This is a genomic window from Streptomyces sp. NPDC054961, from assembly GCF_053609145.1.
Genome location: NZ_JBSGWY010000056.1, coordinates 1 through 17459 on the forward strand (window position 1 = coordinate 1; position 17459 = coordinate 17459).

Below are 17459 nucleotides of genomic sequence, written 5' to 3' on the forward strand. Positions count from 1 at the left end.
GCGATTATCTTTGTTCTCTTATTTCTATTGGTTTGTTTGCATTAATGGGCTATCTAACCCACGCCCCCCGGTCTGTGGGGGGGGGCCTTTCTGCGTTTCCAGGCCCGGGGGCACCGGCCAGGTCCCCGTCAAGCCCCGAGTCTTCGGGTCGTGACCGGGATCGCCGCCCGGGGCGCAATGGGAGCACGGACGACGGCACGGGCAGCACACCGCCCCTCGCCCCGTCCGCCGCCCGAGCGCCTCGATCAGCGGAAGGACCCCTCATGACCATCAAAGGAATCCGGCATCTGGTCCACATGATCACGAAGGTCCCGGAGGGCGATGGCGACTCCGCGGCCCCCTGCACCGCCGGAACCCCGGCGAGCACCGCACCACCGTCGGCCCCCTCCGAGGCCGGCACACGGGACGCGGCCCTCGACGAAGACCGCACGCCGTGGCCCGCGGAAATGGCGGCGCCGTCCTTCATGATCCTGTCGGTGCGGCCCCCGCGCGATGAGGAGTAGCGGCGAGGCCGTCCTCAGTCGCCGTGGCGCTGCTCGGGGATGCGGAAGGTGAGGATCGCCATGTCGTCCGAGGCCGGCTCGGCGGCGAAGCGCTCCACCGCGCGCAGGACCCGGGAGGCGACCGCACCCGCCGTGAGCCCCGTACACGTGCTGAGGACCTCTGTCAGGCCGTCGTCGCCGAGCATGCGGGTACCCTCGCGGCGTTCGGTGATGCCGTCCGTGACGCAGAGCAGGACGTCGCCCGGGTCCAGGGTGAGGGACTGCTCGTAGAGGTCGAGGTCGTCGAGGACGCCGAGGAGGGGCTGCGGGTCCGCGGCCGGGATGACCTCGCCGTTCGGGCGCAGGCGCAGGGGGAGCGGGTGGCCCGCGCAGACGACCTTCATATGGGCGCTGCCGTCGGGCTGGGGGTGGAGCTCGCCGTAGAGGAGGGTGAGGAAGCGGCTGCGGTCGCCCTCGTCGAGGATCGCCGCGTTGAGGCGTTCCAGTACGGCCGGACCGCCGAGGCCCTCGCGGGCCAGCAGGCGCAGGGCGTGGCGGGCCAGGCCGGTGACGGCGGCCGCCTCGGGGCCGGTGCCGCAGACGTCGCCGATGGCGAACCCGTAGACGCCGGGGCGGATCGGGAAGACGTCGTAGAAGTCGCCGCCCACCTCGTTGCCCTCGCCGGCGGCCCGGTAGATGACCTCGACCTCGATGCCGGGGATCGCGGGGGAACCGGGCGGCAGCAGGCTGCGCTGGAGGGAGCGGCTGATGGCGGTGCGCTCGGAGTACAGGCGGGCGTTGTCCAGGGCGAGGGCGGCGCGGCGGGAGAGGTCCTCGGCGAGTTCGAGGATCTCCTGGCGGAAGTGCTCCTCGGAGGGCTTGCCGAGGGTCAGCATGCCGATGACGCGGTTGCGGGCGAGGAGGGGGAGGACCACCGTCTCGCCGCCGACCGCCAGGGTCGTCGCGGGCCAGGGGCGGGCGCCGGCCTCGCGGACCGCTTCGGGCGGGCTGACCTGGGCGAGCAGAGCCTTGAGGCCGTCGATGCGTTCCTCGTCCTCGTGCAGCACGTAGGCGAGGTACGGCTCGGAGGCCGGGTCGGCGATCGTGTAGACGGCGCACCAGGTGGCGAGGGTGGGGACGGTCATCTGGGCCATCAGGGCCAGGGTCTGGTCCCGGTCCAGGGTCCCCGCCAGCAGGTCGGAGGCCTCGACGAGGAAGGACAGGGAGCCGCGGCGCAGCCGTTCGAGCTCGCCGAGCCGGGCGGACTCGACGGCGAGGGCGATGCGGTCGGCGGCGAACTGGAGGCGCAGGGCCTCGTCGTTGGAATAACGTCCGGCGGCCTCGGTGGCCACGCCGAGGGAGCCCGTGAGACGGCCCTCGACCTTGAGGGGGACGGTGATCGCGGAGCGCATGCCGGTGGTTTCCAGGAGCGGGACGGCTCCGGGCACCGCGGCGAGGTCGTCGTGGACGGCGGGCATGCGGGCGCTGCCGTAGCGGTTGGTGCCCGCTTCGATGGGGACGCGGGCGAAGCGCTGGCGGGTGGAGGGCAGGCCGGTGGTGGCGCGGACCTCGAGTTCGGTCTCGTCGTCGGTGGCGAGGAGGAGGAAGGCGGAGTCGGCGTCCAGGAGGTCGCGGGCACGTTCCACGGTGCGCTGGAGGAGCCCCTCGAGGTCGTCGGGGGCGGGGGAGCCGATGAAGATCTGGAAGGGGTCGGCCGGGCGGGGATCGGCGAGGTGGCCGTCGGTGGCCGGGACCCGTGCGGGGGTCTGCAGGAGGGCGCGCTCGTCGTCGTGGACCAGGAGGCAGACGATGGAGGGCTCGCCGTGGGCATCGCGGACCCGCAGGTGGGAGGCGTAGACGGGGATGACGCGGCCGTCGGCGCCGCGGATGCCGTAGCTGCCCTCCCAGCGGGACAGGCGCAGGGCCTCGGCGATGCCGGTGCCGGTGCCGGGGGTCTGCGGCCACGCGGCGAGTTCGGCGAGGGGGCGGCCGACGGTCTTCTCGGCGGGGTGGCCGAAGATGATCTCGGCGTCCTCGTTCCAGGCCGAGACGGCGTCGGAGGCGTCGATCTGCAGGACGGCGACGCGGACCCGGCTGTCGGCCAGGGGAAGCAGCTGGTCGGGGACGAGCGGGCCCGCGGAGCGGGTACCGACCGGCCGGTCCGGCATGTCGAGGCGGAACCACACGTGCTTGTGCGCGGCCGTGTACTCGACGCCCCAGCGGGTGGCGAGGGCCGCGCAGAGCATCAGCCCGCGGCCGTTCTCGCGGTCGGGGTCGGCGTACGGGCGCTCGCCGGGGAGCTGGAGCGGGAGCTCGCGCTCCGGGTAGCGGTCGGCGACCTCGACGCGTACGCCGTCCTCGGTGCGCAGGCACAGGACTTCCGCGCGGGTGCCGGCATGGACCACCGCGTTGGTGACGAGCTCACTGGTGAGCACCACCGCGTCGTCGACGATGTCCGCGAAGCCCCAGCCTTGGAGGGTGTCGCGGACGAACGCGCGGGCAGCGGCGACGGAGCGCCCTAGGGGATCGAAACTGGCAGCCGCCCGTGCCGTGATCACTAGTCTCCTTCGACGCGGTGGACATCGGGTGTCAGGTTACTTACCTTCGCGGGCGCCATGGTGCGGTCGTCGGGGATTCCACCCGCAGGGTACGGCCCGTGTGCGATGGTGCCGGAGTGTTATGGCCGGGTTCAGCAGGGGTGAAACACTGGGCAGGCTTGGAGTCGGGTAGGGAATGGGCGCGGTGTGACGAACAAGGTGCCCGGTGGAACGACGGTCGACCCTTTCGGGAGGGACACGGTGGAGTCTGGCGCGGCGGTGCGGCGTACGGGAACGCGCCCGAAGGGCGGACGGTCCCGGCGGGGCAGCACGACAGAAGTGGATACCGCGGCACTGAACAGGCTGCTCACGGCCCTGGTATCGATGCGGGACGGGAACTTCCGCAAGCGGCTGACGGTGTCCGGCGACGGCGTGATGGCGGAGATCGCGGCCGTCTACAACGAGGTCGCCGACCGCAATCTCCACCTGACCGGGGAGTTGTCCCGGGTGCGGCGGATGGTGGGCCGCGAGGGAAAACTGAGCGAACGGCTGGAAACGGGCGCCTGTGAGGGCTCCTGGGCTGCCGCGATCGATGCCTCGAACCAGCTGGTGGACGACCTGGCCCGGCCGGTGTCCGAGGTGGGCCGGGTGCTGTCCGCGGTCGCCGAGGGCGACCTCGACCAGCGGATGGACCTGCGGACGCAAACGGCGGACGGGGCCGGTCATCCGCTGCGCGGGGAGTTCCTGAAGGTCGGGCGGACGGTCAACAACCTGGTCGACCAGCTTTCGGCGTTCACCGACGAGGTGACCCGGGTGGCGCTGGAGGTCGGCACCGAGGGCAAGCTCGGCGGCCAGGCCCAGGTGCGCGGAATGTCCGGATCCTGGAAGGATCTGACCGACTCCGTCAACACGATGGCGTACCGGCTCACCGCTCAGGTGCGTGACATCGCTCTCGTCACGACGGCGGTCGCGAAGGGTGATCTGTCGCGCAAGGTCACGGTGCACGTGGCCGGCGAGATGCTCCAGCTGAAGAACACCGTCAACACGATGGTGGACCAGCTGTCCTCGTTCTCCTCCGAGGTGACGCGGGTGGCCCGCGAGGTGGGTACGGAGGGCGAGCTCGGCGGGCAGGCGAAGGTGCCCGGGGTCGCCGGCGTCTGGAAGGACCTGACCGACTCCGTCAACACGATGGCCGGCAACCTGACGGCCCAGGTGCGCGGAATCGCCCAGGTCACGACGGCGGTGGCCAACGGAGACCTGTCGCAGAAGGTCCGGGTCAGCGCGCGCGGCGAGGTCGCGCAACTGGCCGAAACGATCAACCAGATGACCGAGACCCTGCGGACCTTCGCGGACGAGGTCACGCGCGTGGCCAGCGAGGTCGGGGCGAAGGGCCTGCTCGGCGGCCAGGCGCAGGTGCCGGGCGCGGCCGGGACCTGGAAGGACCTCACCGACTCGGTGAACACGGTCTTCCGCAACCTCACCACGCAGGTGCGGGACATCGCGCAGGTGACGACGGCGGTGGCCAACGGCGACCTGTCGCAGAAGGTCACCGTGAACGTGGCCGGCGAGATGCTGGAACTGAAGAACACCGTCAACACGATGGTGGACCAGCTCCAGTCCTTCGGCGCCGAGGTGACGAGGGTGGCCCGCGAGGTCGGCGTGGAGGGCGAACTGGGCGGCCAGGCGCAGGTGCCGGGCGCGGCCGGGACGTGGAAGGACCTCACCGACTCGGTGAACACCGCCTTCCGCAACCTCACCGGCCAGGTGCGCAACATCGCGCAGGTGACGACGGCGGTGGCCAACGGCGACCTGTCGCAGAAGGTCACCGTGGACGTCTCCGGCGAGATGCTCCAGCTGAAGAACACCGTGAACACGATGGTGGACCAGCTGTCCTCCTTCGCCGACCAGGTCACGCGGATGGCCCGGGACGTGGGCACCGAGGGACGGCTCGGCGGTCAGGCACGGGTCGAGGGGGTGTCCGGCACGTGGAAGGAGCTCACCGACTCCGTCAACTTCATGGCCGGGAACCTGACCTCCCAGGTGCGGCAGATCGCCCAGGTCACCACGGCGGTGGCCCGCGGCGACCTCTCGCAGAAGATCGACGTGGACGCCCGCGGCGAGATCCTGGAGCTGAAGAACACCATCAACACGATGGTGGACCAGCTGTCCGCCTTCGCGGAGCAGGTGACCCGGGTGGCCCGCGACGTGGGCACCGAGGGCCGCCTCGGCGGCCAGGCACAGGTGCCGGGCGTGGCCGGCGTGTGGCGCGACCTGACGGACTCGGTGAACGGCATGGCCGGGAACCTGACCTCGCAGGTGCGCAACATCGCGCAGGTCGCCACCGCGGTGGCCCGCGGTGACCTGTCGCAGAAGATCGAGGTCGACGCCCGGGGCGAGATCCTGGAGCTGAAGAACACCCTCAACACGATGGTGGACCAGCTCTCGAACTTCGCCGAGCAGGTGACCCGGGTGGCCCGGGAGGTGGGCACCGAGGGGATCCTCGGCGGTCAGGCCGAGGTCAAGGGCGTGTCCGGCACCTGGAAGGACCTCACCCAGTCCGTCAACTTCATGGCGAACAACCTGACCTCGCAGGTGCGCAACATCGCCGAGGTGACCACGGCCGTCGCCATGGGCGATCTCTCCAAGAAGATCACGGTCGACGCCAAGGGCGAGATCCTGGAGCTGGTCACCACCGTGAACACGATGGTGGACCAGCTGTCCTCGTTCGCGGAGCAGGTGACGCGGGTGGCCCGCGAGGTGGGCACCGAGGGCATCCTCGGCGGCCAGGCCCGGGTGCGCGGGGTGACCGGCATCTGGAAGGACCTCAGCGACAACGTCAACACCATGGCCGGCAACCTGACGGCCCAGGTGCGCGGGATCGCGCAGGTCTCGACGGCGGTGGCCAACGGTGACCTGACCAAGACGGTCACGGTCGAGGCCCGGGGCGAGGTCGCGCAGCTCGCCGACACGGTGAACACGATGGTGAAGACCCTGTCCTCCTTCGCGGACGAGGTCACGCGCGTGGCCCGCGAGGTGGGTACGGAGGGCCGCCTCGGCGGCCAGGCGCACGTGCCCGGGGTCTCGGGGACGTGGAAGGACCTCACCGACTCGGTGAACTTCATGGCGTCCAACCTGACGGGTCAGGTGCGGCAGATCGCCATGGTCACGACCGCCATCGCCAAGGGCGACATGACCAAGAAGATCGACATCGACGCGCGCGGCGAGATCCTCGAGCTCAAGACCACCATCAACACGATGGTCGACCAGCTGTCCTCCTTCGCCGACCAGGTGACCCGGGTGGCCCGCGAGGTGGGCACGGAGGGCATCCTGGGCGGCCAGGCCCGGGTCCGGGACGTGGACGGCACCTGGCGGGACCTCACGGAGTCCGTGAACGAGATGGCCGGGAACCTTACCCGGCAAGTGCGCGCCATCGCGGCCGTGGCCACGGCCGTGACCCGCGGCGACCTCAACCTCAAGATCGACGTGGACGCGGCGGGCGAGATCCAGGTCCTCCAGGACAACATCAACACGATGATCGCCAACCTGCGCGACACCACCTTGGCCAACAAGGAACAGGACTGGCTCAAGGGCAACCTCGCCCGGATCTCCGCCCTGATGCAGGGCCGCCGCGAACTGGACGACGTGGCCTCGCTGATCATGAGCGAGCTGACCCCGGTGGTCTCCGCGCAGCACGGCGCCTTCTTCCTGGCGCTGCCGGCCGGGGGCGCCACCGAGATCGGGCGGGAGGGGGGCGCGGAGGGCGCGTACGAGCTGCGGATGCGCGGGAGCTACGCGTACGCAGGCGGCCAGATGCCCACCTCCTTCCGGCCGGGGGAGGGACTGATCGGGACCGTCGCCGAGGAGAAGCGGACGATCCTGATCGAGAACACCCCGCCCGGCTACCTGAGGATCTCCTCCGGGCTCGGCGAGGCCCCGCCGGCGCACGTGATCGTGCTGCCGGTGCTCTTCGAGGGGAAGGTGCTCGGCGTCATCGAGCTGGCCTCCTTCCAGCCCTTCACGCAGATCCAGAAGGACTTCCTCAGCCAGATCGCCGAGATGATCGGTACGAGCGTCAACACCATCTCCGTCAACTCCAAGACGGAGATGCTCCTCAAGCAGTCGCAGGAGATGACCGAGGAGCTGCGCGAACGCTCCGACGAGCTGGAGAACCGGCAGAAGGCCCTCCAGGCCGCCAACGCCGAACTGGAGGAGAAGGCCGAGCTGCTGGCCCAGCAGAACCGGGACATCGAGGTGAAGAACACCGAGATCGAGGAGGCCCGGCAGGTCCTGGAGGAGCGTGCGGAGCAGCTCGCGGTCTCGATGCGCTACAAGTCCGAGTTCCTGGCGAACATGTCGCACGAACTGCGTACCCCGCTCAACTCGTTGCTCATCCTGGCCAAGCTGCTCGCCGACAACGCGGACGGCAACCTCTCGCCCAAGCAGGTGGAGTTCGCCGAGACGATCCACGGGGCCGGCTCGGACCTGCTCCAGCTGATCAACGACATCCTCGACCTGTCGAAGGTCGAGGCCGGCAAGATGGACGTCTCGCCGACCCGGATCGCCCTGGTCCAGCTCGTCGACTACGTCGAGGCCACTTTCCGGCCGCTGACGGCGGAGAAGGGGCTCGACTTCTCGGTACGGGTCTCCCCGGAGCTCCCGGCGACCCTGCACACCGACGAGCAGCGGCTCCTGCAGGTGCTGCGCAACCTGCTGTCGAACGCGGTGAAGTTCACCGACACCGGGGCGGTGGAGCTGGTGATCCGGCCCGCCGGCGCCGATGTGCCGGTCGCCATCCGCGAGCAGCTGCTGGAGGCCGGTTCGCTGCGCGAGGCCGACGGCGACCTGATCGCCTTCTCGGTGACCGACACCGGGATCGGGATCGCCGCGAGCAAGATGCTGGTGATCTTCGAGGCGTTCAAGCAGGCCGACGGGACCACCAGCCGCAAGTACGGCGGCACCGGACTCGGACTGTCGATCAGCCGGGAGATCGCCCGGCTGCTGGGCGGGGAGGTCCACGCGGCGAGCGAGCCGGGCCGCGGCTCGACCTTCACGCTGTACCTGCCGCTGCACCCGAGCGAGCTGCCCCCGCAGGGGTACGCGCCGCCCACGCCCGGCGGGGCCCGCGCCGAGCTGTACCGCCGCCCGGCCTCCGAGGAGGCGCGCCCCGCGCTGCCGGCGGCCCCGGCCGAGCAGGGCCCCGTGGAGGCGGCCCGGACGATGGCCCTGCCGCGTGCGGGAGAGCCGGCCGGGCAGGGGTCCTCGGCGCTGTTCCGGCGGCGCCGCAAGGCCCTGAGCGAGCCCCTGCCGCGGGCCGAGGTGCCCGGGCAGGGAGACGCCGAGGCCTGGACGGTCGAGGATCCGCTGCCGGCGACGCCGCGGACGTACGACTTCCACGGCGAGCGGGTGCTGATCGTGGACGACGACGTGCGGAACGTCTTCGCGCTGACCAGCGTGCTGGAACAGCACGGGCTGGCGGTGCTGTACGCGGAGAACGGCCGGGAGGGCATCGAGGTCCTGGAGCAGCACGACGACGTGGCGCTCGTGCTGATGGACATCATGATGCCGGAGATGGACGGGTACGCGACGACCTCGGCGATCCGGCGGATGCCTCAGTTCGAGGGGCTGCCGATCATCGCGCTGACGGCGAAGGCGATGAAGGGCGACCGGGAGAAGGCGATCGAGTCCGGGGCCACGGACTATGTGACCAAGCCGGTGGAGCCCGACTACCTACTGTCGGTCATGGAAGGGCATATGCGGGGAAAGTGAGGCGTGAGCGGGCGGGCGGGGAAGGACTCGCGAGGGAACCTTCTGCCCTCCCGCCACGTTTCCGCTTCGTGCACAGTGACATCTTGGTGACAGGGTGTGGCGATCTCGGGACTGGGGCTACGATGACCGGCACAAGGACGGACGGCGCAAGGATGCCGTCCTCTGGGGCGGTGCCCGGCGCACAGGCCGGTGCCCGGAGCCGGGGAGGCCCCATGCCGGGGCGAGGAGGACAGGGCATGGTGCAGAAGGCCAAGATCCTCCTGGTCGATGACCGGCCGGAGAATCTGCTGGCGCTGGAGGCCATCCTCTCCGCGCTCGATCAGACACTGGTCCGGGCGTCGTCGGGGGAGGAAGCGCTCAAGGCGCTGCTGACGGACGATTTCGCGGTCATCCTGCTGGACGTGCAGATGCCGGGCATGGACGGTTTCGAGACGGCCGCGCACATCAAGCGGCGGGAGCGGACCCGGGACATCCCGATCATCTTCCTCACCGCGATCAACCACGGTCCGCACCACACCTTCCGCGGCTATGCGGCGGGCGCGGTGGACTACATCTCCAAGCCCTTCGACCCGTGGGTGCTGCGGGCCAAGGTGTCGGTGTTCGTGGAGCTCTACACGAAGAACTGCCAGCTGCGCGAGCAGGCGGCGCTGCTGCGGCTCCAGCTGGAGGGCGGCGGCTCCAACGGCGCGGTGGACGGCTCCAAGGAGACGGCGAGCCTGCTGGCCGAGCTCTCCGCGCGGCTCGCCGCGGTGGAGGAGCAGGCGGAGGCGCTGACCAAGCAACTCGGCGAGGAAGCGGCCGATCCGGCGGTGGTGGCGACCGCCGCCCATCTGGAACGCAAGCTCACCGGACTGCGGCGGGCGCTCGACGCGCTCGAGCCGGGGACCGGCAGCGGCGCCGCGGTGCTGCCCGCGCAGGGCTGAGGGCCGCAAGGATCCGGCCGCGGCCCCGCTTGGCGGTCCGTCAGGTCTGGCGGTGCGTCACGGCGGGCTCCCCGGGGGCGACACGAACGGGTGAAGGGGTGGGCACGCGTGTCCAACCGGTAACCTCGGCCCCATGGCCTCAAGTACGTCCGGTAAGGGTTCCCAGAGCACTGCGGGCAGCGCGAAGGGCAGCACCGGCCGTACGGCGGCGCCGGCGAAGAAGGCTGCCTCCGCGCGAAAGCCGCCTGCCAAGAAGGCCGCTGGGGCCTCCCGGCGCGCCCCCGTGAAGAAGGTCCCGCCCAAACCCGCGCCGTCCCCCACCGGGGGAGTGCTGCGGCTGGTGCGCGCCCTCTGGCTCGGCCTCGCGCACGCCGTCGGCGCCGTGTTCCGCGGCGTCGGGCGGGGGGCGAAGAACCTCGATCCCGCCCACCGCAAGGACGGCCTCGCGCTGCTTCTCCTCGCGCTCGCGCTGATCGTCGCCGCCGGGACCTGGTCGAACCTGAGCGGGCCCGTCGGGGATCTGGTCACCATGCTGGTCACCGGTGCCTTCGGGCGCCTCGACCTGCTGGTGCCCATCCTGCTCGGCGTCATGGCGGCACGTTTCATCCGCCATCCCGAACAGGCCGACGCCAACGGCCGCATCGGCATCGGGCTCTCCGCGCTGGTCATCGGCGTCCTGGGACTCGTGCACATCGCCTGTGGAGCCCCCGGGCGCGACGAGGGCACCACCGCGATGCAGAACGCGGGCGGGCTGATCGGCTGGGGAGCCTCCAAGCCGCTGATCTTCACGATGGGCGCGCCGCTGGCCGTGCCCATGCTGGTGCTGCTCACCGTCTTCGGGCTGCTGGTCGTCACCGCCACCCCCGTCAACGCGATCCCGCAGCGGCTGCGCGGCGCGGGGATCCGGCTCGGGATCATCGCGCCGAACGAGTACGACGAGCCGTACGGGGAGCAGGGCGAGGGAGCCGAAGGGGACGAGGACCGGCAGGGCCGGCGGGGCCGGCACGACGCCGAGCGGTGGCGGGCCCGTACGGGCGCCGCCGCCGGGTCCGGCGATCCGGCGGACACCGCCGAGGAGGAGGCGCTCGCACGGCGGCGCACCCGACGGCCCACCGCCCGGCCGGCCATGGACCGGGGGATGGACGCCGTCGACGTGGCCGCCGCGGCCGCGGCCGCGCTGGACGGCGCGGTGTACGGCGGCATGCCGCCCTCCCCGCTGGTCGCCGACCTCACCCACGGCATCTCGGCGGAGCGCGAAGGCGTGGAGGTCACCGCTCCGGTGCCCTCCGCTCGCGAGGAGAAGGCCCCGGAGCCCGCGGCCGCGCAGACCCCGGCTCCGCACGCCGGGGCCCCCGAGAGCGCGGCCGCGCCGCACGACACCACCGCGGCGGCCTCCGGGACGCTGGCCGTCCCCGACCTGACCAAGTCCCCGCCGACGACCCAGGCGCTGCCGCCCCGCGCCGAGCAGCTCCAGCTGCGCGGGGACATCACGTACGCGCTGCCCTCGCTGGACCTGCTGGAGCGCGGGGGGCCGGGCAAGACCCGCAGCGCCGCGAACGATGCGGTGGTCGCCTCGCTGACGAACGTCTTCATGGAGTTCAAGGTCGACGCGAAGGTCACCGGTTTCACCCGCGGTCCGACCGTGACGCGCTACGAGGTGACCCTCGGCGCGGCGGTGAAGGTGGAGCGGATCACGGCACTGGCGAAGAACATCGCCTACGCGGTGGCCTCGCCGGACGTCCGGATCATCAGCCCGATCCCGGGCAAGTCCGCGGTCGGCATCGAGATCCCGAACTCCGACCGCGAGATGGTCAACCTCGGCGACGTGCTGCGCCTCGCCGATGCGGCCGAGGACGACCACCCCATGCTGGTCGCGCTCGGCAAGAACGTCGAGGGCGGCTACGAGATGGCCAACCTCGCCAAGATGCCGCACGTGCTGGTCGCCGGCGCCACGGGCTCCGGCAAGTCCTCGTGCATCAACTGCCTGATCACCTCGGTGATGGTGCGGGCCACCCCGGAGGACGTCCGGATGGTGCTGGTCGACCCCAAGCGGGTGGAGCTGACGGCGTACGAGGGCATCCCGCACCTGATCACGCCGATCATCACCAACCCCAAGCGGGCCGCCGAGGCGCTCCAGTGGGTCGTGCGCGAGATGGACCTGCGCTACGACGACCTGGCGGCCTTCGGGTACCGGCACATCGACGACTTCAACAAGGCGATCCGCGAGGGCAAGATCAAGCTGCCGCCGGGCAGCGAGCGGGAGCTCAGCCCGTACCCGTACCTGCTGGTGATCGTCGACGAGCTCGCCGACCTGATGATGGTGGCCCCGCGCGACGTGGAGGACTCGATCGTCCGCATCACCCAGCTGGCCCGCGCGGCCGGCATCCACCTGGTGCTCGCCACCCAGCGGCCCTCGGTGGACGTCGTGACCGGTCTGATCAAGGCGAACGTGCCCTCGCGGCTCGCGTTCGCCACGTCCTCGCTCGCCGACAGCCGGGTCATCCTCGACCAGCCGGGCGCGGAGAAGCTCATCGGCAAGGGCGACGGGCTGTTCCTGCCGATGGGTGCGAACAAGCCCGTCCGCCTCCAGGGCGCCTTCGTCACCGAGGAGGAGATCGCCGGGATCGTGCAGCACTGCAAGGACCAGATGGCGCCCGTCTTCCGCAACGACGTCACGGTCGGACAGAAGCAGAAGAAGGAGATCGACGAGGAGATCGGCGACGACCTGGACCTGCTGTGCCAGGCGGCGGAGCTCGTCGTCTCGACGCAGTTCGGGTCCACCTCGATGCTCCAGCGCAAGCTGCGCGTCGGGTTCGCCAAGGCCGGGCGGCTGATGGACCTGATGGAGTCCCGGGGGATCGTCGGCCCGAGCGAGGGTTCGAAGGCGCGCGACGTCCTGCTCAAGGCCGACGAGCTCGACGGACTGCTCGCGGTGATCCGCGGGGAGACGTCCGACTAGTGCGGGCAAAGGATTCCCGGGGGCCGTTTCTCCCGGGCCCGCGTCCAGTTGAGGGAGGTGGCGGCGGATGTCGGGCCGCCGCACCGGGCCCGGGCCCCCTGGCCATTCGTATGGCGTAGGAAGACCCCCCTCCGGTTGCTCCACCCTTTCGTCACCCCCCTAGACTGGACATCCAGCAGGTGGCTACACGCTCGAAAGGCGCCCTCGTGTCCATCGGCAACGCCAACTCCCCCGAAGAAGAGCGGCCTTCGGACGACGACCGGTCCGAGGACCGCATCGTCGAACGTTCCGTCGAAGAGCCGTCGATCGGGACGGCCATCAAGAAGGCCCGGATCGCCGCCGGGCTCACCGTCGACGAGGTCAGTTCCACCACCCGCGTGCGCATCCCGATCGTGCACGCCATCGAATCCGACGATTTCACGCGCTGCGGAGGCGATGTCTACGCCCGCGGTCACATCCGTACGCTCGCCCGCGCCGTGCGCCTCGATCCGGCACCCCTGATCGAGAGCTACGACGCGGCCCACGGCGGCCGGCCGGCACCCACCCCCGCCGCGCCGATGTTCGAGGCCGAGCGGATCCGTCCCGAACGGCAGCGGCCCAACTGGACCGCCGCCATGGTCGCCGCCATCGTCGCCGTGATCGGCTTCGTCGGCTTCACCGCCTTCGGCAGTGGCGACGAGAAGACCAAGCGGCCGGTGGCGGAAGGTTCCGCCGCCCCCAAGCCCGCACCCACGCCGGGCGCCGGCAAGCCGTCGATCCAGGCGCCGGCGGCGCCTCAGGCCGGCAAGCCGGAGCCCTCCGACAGCGCCATCGCCGCCGCGCCCAAGGACCTCGTCACGGTCGTCCTGACGGCCAACGACGGCGAGAGCTGGATCTCGGCCAAGGACCACAGTGGCCGGCTCCTCTTCGACGGCACCCTCGCGCAGGGTCAGTCGAAGACGTTCACGGACAAGGAATCCATCGACCTCGTACTCGGCGACGCCGGGGTCGTGAAGCTCTTCGTGAACGGCAAGGAGATCAAGGACGCGTTCCAGCCCGGACAGGTGGAACGTCTCACATACACCAAGGACGACCCGCGCCAGGGACCGGCCCAGGCGGGCTGACCAGCAAGGAATAGAAACTTCCGGATCCCCGGGGTGCTGCGCCGCACTCCGGGGATCTTGTCGTACCGGGATGGGGGGCGGGGGCCGGTGCCGGGACGAAGTAGTCTTGAGTCCATGCCCGAACGCCGTACCGTCGCCCTTGTCACTCTTGGCTGCGCCCGTAACGAGGTGGACTCGGAGGAGCTCGCAGGCCGCTTGGCGGCGGATGGCTGGGAGCTCGTCGAGGACGCCGCCGACGCGGACGTAGCCGTCGTCAACACCTGTGGCTTCGTCGAAGCCGCCAAGAAGGACTCCGTAGACGCCCTGCTGGAGGCCAACGATCTCAAGGATCACGGCCGCACGCAGGCCGTCGTAGCCGTCGGCTGCATGGCCGAGCGCTACGGCAAGGAACTCGCCGAAGCGCTCCCCGAAGCGGACGGCGTGCTCGGTTTCGACGACTACGCCGACATCTCCGACCGCCTGCAGACCATCCTCAACGGCGGCATCCACGCTTCCCACACCCCGCGCGACCGGCGCAAGCTGCTCCCGATCAGCCCGGCCGCGCGCCAGGGCGCCGAGGTCGCGCTGCCCGGACACGCCCAGACCGAATCCGGTGTGCCCGCGGCCGAGCCCGCGGAGGCCCCCGCCGACCTGCCGGACGGGCTCGCGCCCGCCTCGGGGCCGCGCGCGCCGCTGCGCCGCCGCCTCGACAAGAGCCCGGTCGCCTCGGTCAAGCTCGCCTCCGGCTGCGACCGGCGCTGCTCCTTCTGCGCCATCCCGTCCTTCCGGGGCTCCTTCATCTCCCGCCGCCCCAGCGACGTGCTGGGCGAGACGCGCTGGCTCGCCGAGCAGGGCGTCAAGGAGATCATGCTGGTCTCCGAGAACAACACCTCCTACGGCAAGGACCTCGGCGACATCCGTCTGCTGGAGACCCTGCTGCCCGAGCTGGCCGAGGTGGACGGGATCGAGCGCGTCCGCGTCAGCTACCTCCAGCCCGCCGAGATGCGGCCCGGCCTGATCGACGTCCTGACCTCCACCCCCAAGGTCGTCCCGTACTTCGACCTCTCCTTCCAGCACTCGGCCCCCGACGTACTGCGCGCCATGCGCCGCTTCGGTGACACCGACCGCTTCCTGGAGCTGCTCGACACCATCCGCTCCAAGGCCCCGCAGGCCGGCGTCCGGTCCAACTTCATCGTCGGCTTCCCCGGCGAGAAGGAGTCGGACTTCGCCGAGCTGGAGCGTTTCCTCACCCACGCGCGGCTCGACGCCATCGGCGTCTTCGGCTACTCGGACGAGGACGGCACCGAGGCCGTCACGTACGACGGCAAGCTGGACGAGGACACCATCGCGGAGCGCCTCGCCCACATGCAGCGCCTCGCCGAGGAGCTCACCTCGCAGCGCGCGGAGGAGCGGATCGGGGAGACCCTGGAGGTACTCGTCGAGACGGTCGTCCCGATCGACGAGGCGGAGGACGGCGAGGGCGCGTACGGCCGCGCCGCCCACCAGGCTCCCGAGACCGACGGCCAGGTCGTCTTCACGGACGGCGCCGGTCTGGTGCCGGGGACCATCGTCACGGCGAAGGTGGTGGGCACCCTGGGCGTGGACCTGGTGGCCGAGCCCCTGGGTGTGGACCTTGAGGAGGCGGCCGGATGAGCGGAGCCCCGGCATCCGCGGCGGGCGGGACCGGCCGCCGGCCCGCGCCCGGCGCGAAGCTGGGCGCCGCCGCGGTCAATCAGGCCAGCCTGTGGAACATCGCCAACATCCTGACGATGATCCGGCTGGTCCTGGTGCCGGGATTCGTGATGCTGCTGCTCGCCGACGGGGGCTATGACCCCGTCTGGCGGGCGCTGGCGTGGGCGGCGTTCGCCGTCGCCATGATCACCGACATCTTCGACGGGCATCTGGCCCGTACGTACAACCTGGTCACGGACTTCGGCAAGATCGCCGACCCCATCGCCGACAAGGCGATCATGGGGTCGGCATTGGTGTGTCTGTCGTGGCTCGGCGACCTGCCCTGGTGGGTGACCGGAGTGATCCTCGGCCGGGAACTCGGGATCACGCTCATGCGTTTCTGGGTCATCCGGTACGGAGTGATTCCCGCGAGCCGGGGCGGAAAGCTGAAGACCCTGGCTCAGGGGACGGCGGTGGGCATGTACGTGCTCGCGCTGACCGGGCCGCTGGCGACCCTGCGGTTCTGGGTGATGGCGGTCGCCGTCGTCCTGACCGTGGTCACCGGTCTGGACTACATCCGTCAGGCCGTCGTGCTCCGCCGCAAGGGGCTGGCCGCGGAGTGAGCCCGGCGGGGACCGGTGCGGGGGCCGGCGCTCGCTCAGGAGCCGGAATCCGCGCCGAGGCCGCTGCCGGGACCGGTACGAACCCGGGTGCGGACGCTGGTACGAGCACGGGTGCGGGCACCGGACCGGGTGCCGGAGTGGGGACGGCGCCGTCGGCGGTGTCGCGAGTGGTGTATGGGGTGGCGCTGTGGCACAAGATGCGGGTGATTCTTCCGTGACTTCTGAGGTGGCGAAGAGTGCGGCAGGGGCTGCCGGGGACACCGGGGCCGTTGCGGCGGACGTGTTGCGCCTGCTCGCGGAGAGTGACGATACGGTCGCGGTGGCGGAGTCGCTGACCGGTGGCATGGTGGCCGCCGAGCTCACGGCGGTCCCCGGCGCTTCTCGGTCATTCCGGGGATCGGTCACGGCGTACGCGACCGAGCTGAAGCACCGGGTGCTGGGCGTGGACGCGGAACTGCTGGCGGCCGAAGGCGCGGTGAACGCGCAGGTCGCGGAGGAGATGGCGGCCGGAGTCAGACGGGTGCTGGGCGCGTCCTGGGGCATCGCCACCACCGGAGTGGCCGGCCCGGACCCCCAGGACGGGCAGCCGGTGGGCACCGTTTTCGTCGCTGTGGCGGGTCCCGGCGGCAGGAAAACAGCCCGGCTGCGGTTGAACGGCTCCCGTGAGGAAATTCGTAGGGAGAGTGCACGGACAGTGCTCGAGCTGCTTGCGAGCGAACTCCGCGAGAATCTGCGGGGGCAGGATACGGAACAGAACGGGGGGATTTGATGTTTGCAGCCCTGAGTGAACACGACATCGCTCCCCGCACGGCCGCCGCGCGAGGCGGTACGGTGGGGCGTGAAGGTTACGGCTACACGGTCAGAGGAGGGAGCCACCGATGATTCTGCTCCGTCGCCTGCTGGGTGACGTGCTGCGTCGGCAGCGCCAGCGCCAGGGCCGTACTCTGCGCGAAGTCTCCTCGTCCGCCCGAGTTTCGCTCGGCTATCTCTCCGAGGTTGAGCGGGGGCAGAAGGAGGCGTCTTCCGAGCTGCTCTCCGCGATCTGCGACGCGCTTGACGTACGGATGTCCGAGCTGATGCGCGAAGTGAGCGACGAGCTGTCGCTCGCCGAGCTGGCACAGTCGGCCGCGGCAAGTGAGCCGGTGTCCGCACCGGTCCGCCCCATGCTCAATTCGGTGTCCGTGGCCTCGGTCACGGGTGGCCCGGAGCGGGTGACCATCAAGGCGCCCGTGGAAGCGGTGAACGTCGTAGCCGCATGACGCGCTGTCGACGAGTGCGTGAGCGTGCGTGAGCGCGTGCATGAGTGTGGCCGGAGCCCCGGGCGGGGGGGGGGGGCCCCCCCGGGGGGGCCCGGGGGGGGGGGGGGGGGTGGCCGGGGGGGGGGGGGGGTGGGGGCGGGGCCCGGCCCCCGCCCCC

Annotated in this window: 10 protein-coding genes; 9 read left to right on the plus strand and 1 reads right to left on the minus strand. The window is 71.0% G+C overall.

The window, feature by feature from the left end:
- The first annotated feature begins 263 nt into the window (after nt 1-263).
- On the plus strand, nt 264-503 hold the full coding sequence (locus tag ACWF9Z_RS33080) for a hypothetical protein (RefSeq protein WP_453608617.1): 240 nt from the start codon (nt 264-266) through the stop codon (nt 501-503).
- A 14-nt stretch (nt 504-517) separates the two neighbouring features.
- Here ACWF9Z_RS33080 and ACWF9Z_RS33085 read toward each other — a convergent pair whose 3' ends face one another.
- Nucleotides 518-3040, minus strand: coding sequence for a SpoIIE family protein phosphatase (locus tag ACWF9Z_RS33085; protein WP_453608620.1), 2523 nt, complete (start codon nt 3038-3040; stop codon nt 518-520).
- A 240-nt stretch (nt 3041-3280) separates the two neighbouring features.
- Between ACWF9Z_RS33085 and ACWF9Z_RS33090 the strand changes: the two genes are divergently transcribed.
- From ACWF9Z_RS33090 to ACWF9Z_RS33125, 8 genes are all read left to right on the plus strand, one after another.
- Nucleotides 3281-8785, plus strand: a complete 5505-nt coding sequence (locus ACWF9Z_RS33090) for a HAMP domain-containing protein (protein WP_453608622.1) — start codon at nt 3281-3283, stop codon at nt 8783-8785.
- 236 nt (nt 8786-9021) lie between these two features.
- On the plus strand, nt 9022-9708 hold the full coding sequence (locus ACWF9Z_RS33095) for a response regulator (protein WP_453608625.1): 687 nt from the start codon (nt 9022-9024) through the stop codon (nt 9706-9708).
- A gap of 133 nt (nt 9709-9841) precedes the next feature.
- On the plus strand, nt 9842-12667 hold the full coding sequence (locus ACWF9Z_RS33100; protein ID WP_453608628.1) for a DNA translocase FtsK: 2826 nt from the start codon (nt 9842-9844) through the stop codon (nt 12665-12667).
- Nucleotides 12668-12873: 206 nt separating this feature from the next.
- Nucleotides 12874-13770, plus strand: coding sequence for a helix-turn-helix domain-containing protein (locus tag ACWF9Z_RS33105; RefSeq protein WP_453608630.1), 897 nt, complete (start codon nt 12874-12876; stop codon nt 13768-13770).
- A gap of 114 nt (nt 13771-13884) precedes the next feature.
- Complete coding sequence (rimO, locus tag ACWF9Z_RS33110; RefSeq protein WP_453608633.1) at nt 13885-15402, plus strand: 30S ribosomal protein S12 methylthiotransferase RimO; 1518 nt, start codon at nt 13885-13887, stop codon at nt 15400-15402.
- Entirely contained in the window at nt 15399-16043 is a 645-nt protein-coding gene (gene pgsA / locus ACWF9Z_RS33115) for a CDP-diacylglycerol--glycerol-3-phosphate 3-phosphatidyltransferase (protein WP_453608635.1), read from the plus strand. Before rimO ends, pgsA begins: the two co-directional genes overlap by 4 nt.
- Before the next feature lie 214 nt (nt 16044-16257).
- Nucleotides 16258-16812: a CinA family protein gene (locus tag ACWF9Z_RS33120; protein WP_453608638.1), complete on the plus strand. Its 555-nt coding sequence runs from the start codon at nt 16258-16260 to the stop codon at nt 16810-16812.
- A 109-nt stretch (nt 16813-16921) separates the two neighbouring features.
- Entirely contained in the window at nt 16922-17302 is a 381-nt protein-coding gene (locus ACWF9Z_RS33125; protein WP_112451800.1) for a helix-turn-helix domain-containing protein, read from the plus strand.
- Nucleotides 17303-17459 lie beyond the last annotated feature (157 nt).

What these genes read in the sequence shown, in the direction of transcription:
- ACWF9Z_RS33080 (WP_453608617.1), top strand. Translation starts at nt 264, where the DNA reads ATGACCATCAAAGGAATCCGGCATCTGGTCCACATGATCACGAAGGTC.
- ACWF9Z_RS33095 (WP_453608625.1), top strand. Translation starts at nt 9,022, where the DNA reads ATGGTGCAGAAGGCCAAGATCCTCCTGGTCGATGACCGGCCGGAGAAT.
- ACWF9Z_RS33100 (WP_453608628.1), top strand. Translation starts at nt 9,842, where the DNA reads ATGGCCTCAAGTACGTCCGGTAAGGGTTCCCAGAGCACTGCGGGCAGC.
- rimO (WP_453608633.1), top strand. Translation starts at nt 13,885, where the DNA reads ATGCCCGAACGCCGTACCGTCGCCCTTGTCACTCTTGGCTGCGCCCGT.
- pgsA (WP_453608635.1), top strand. Translation starts at nt 15,399, where the DNA reads ATGAGCGGAGCCCCGGCATCCGCGGCGGGCGGGACCGGCCGCCGGCCC.
- ACWF9Z_RS33125 (WP_112451800.1), top strand. Translation starts at nt 16,922, where the DNA reads ATGATTCTGCTCCGTCGCCTGCTGGGTGACGTGCTGCGTCGGCAGCGC.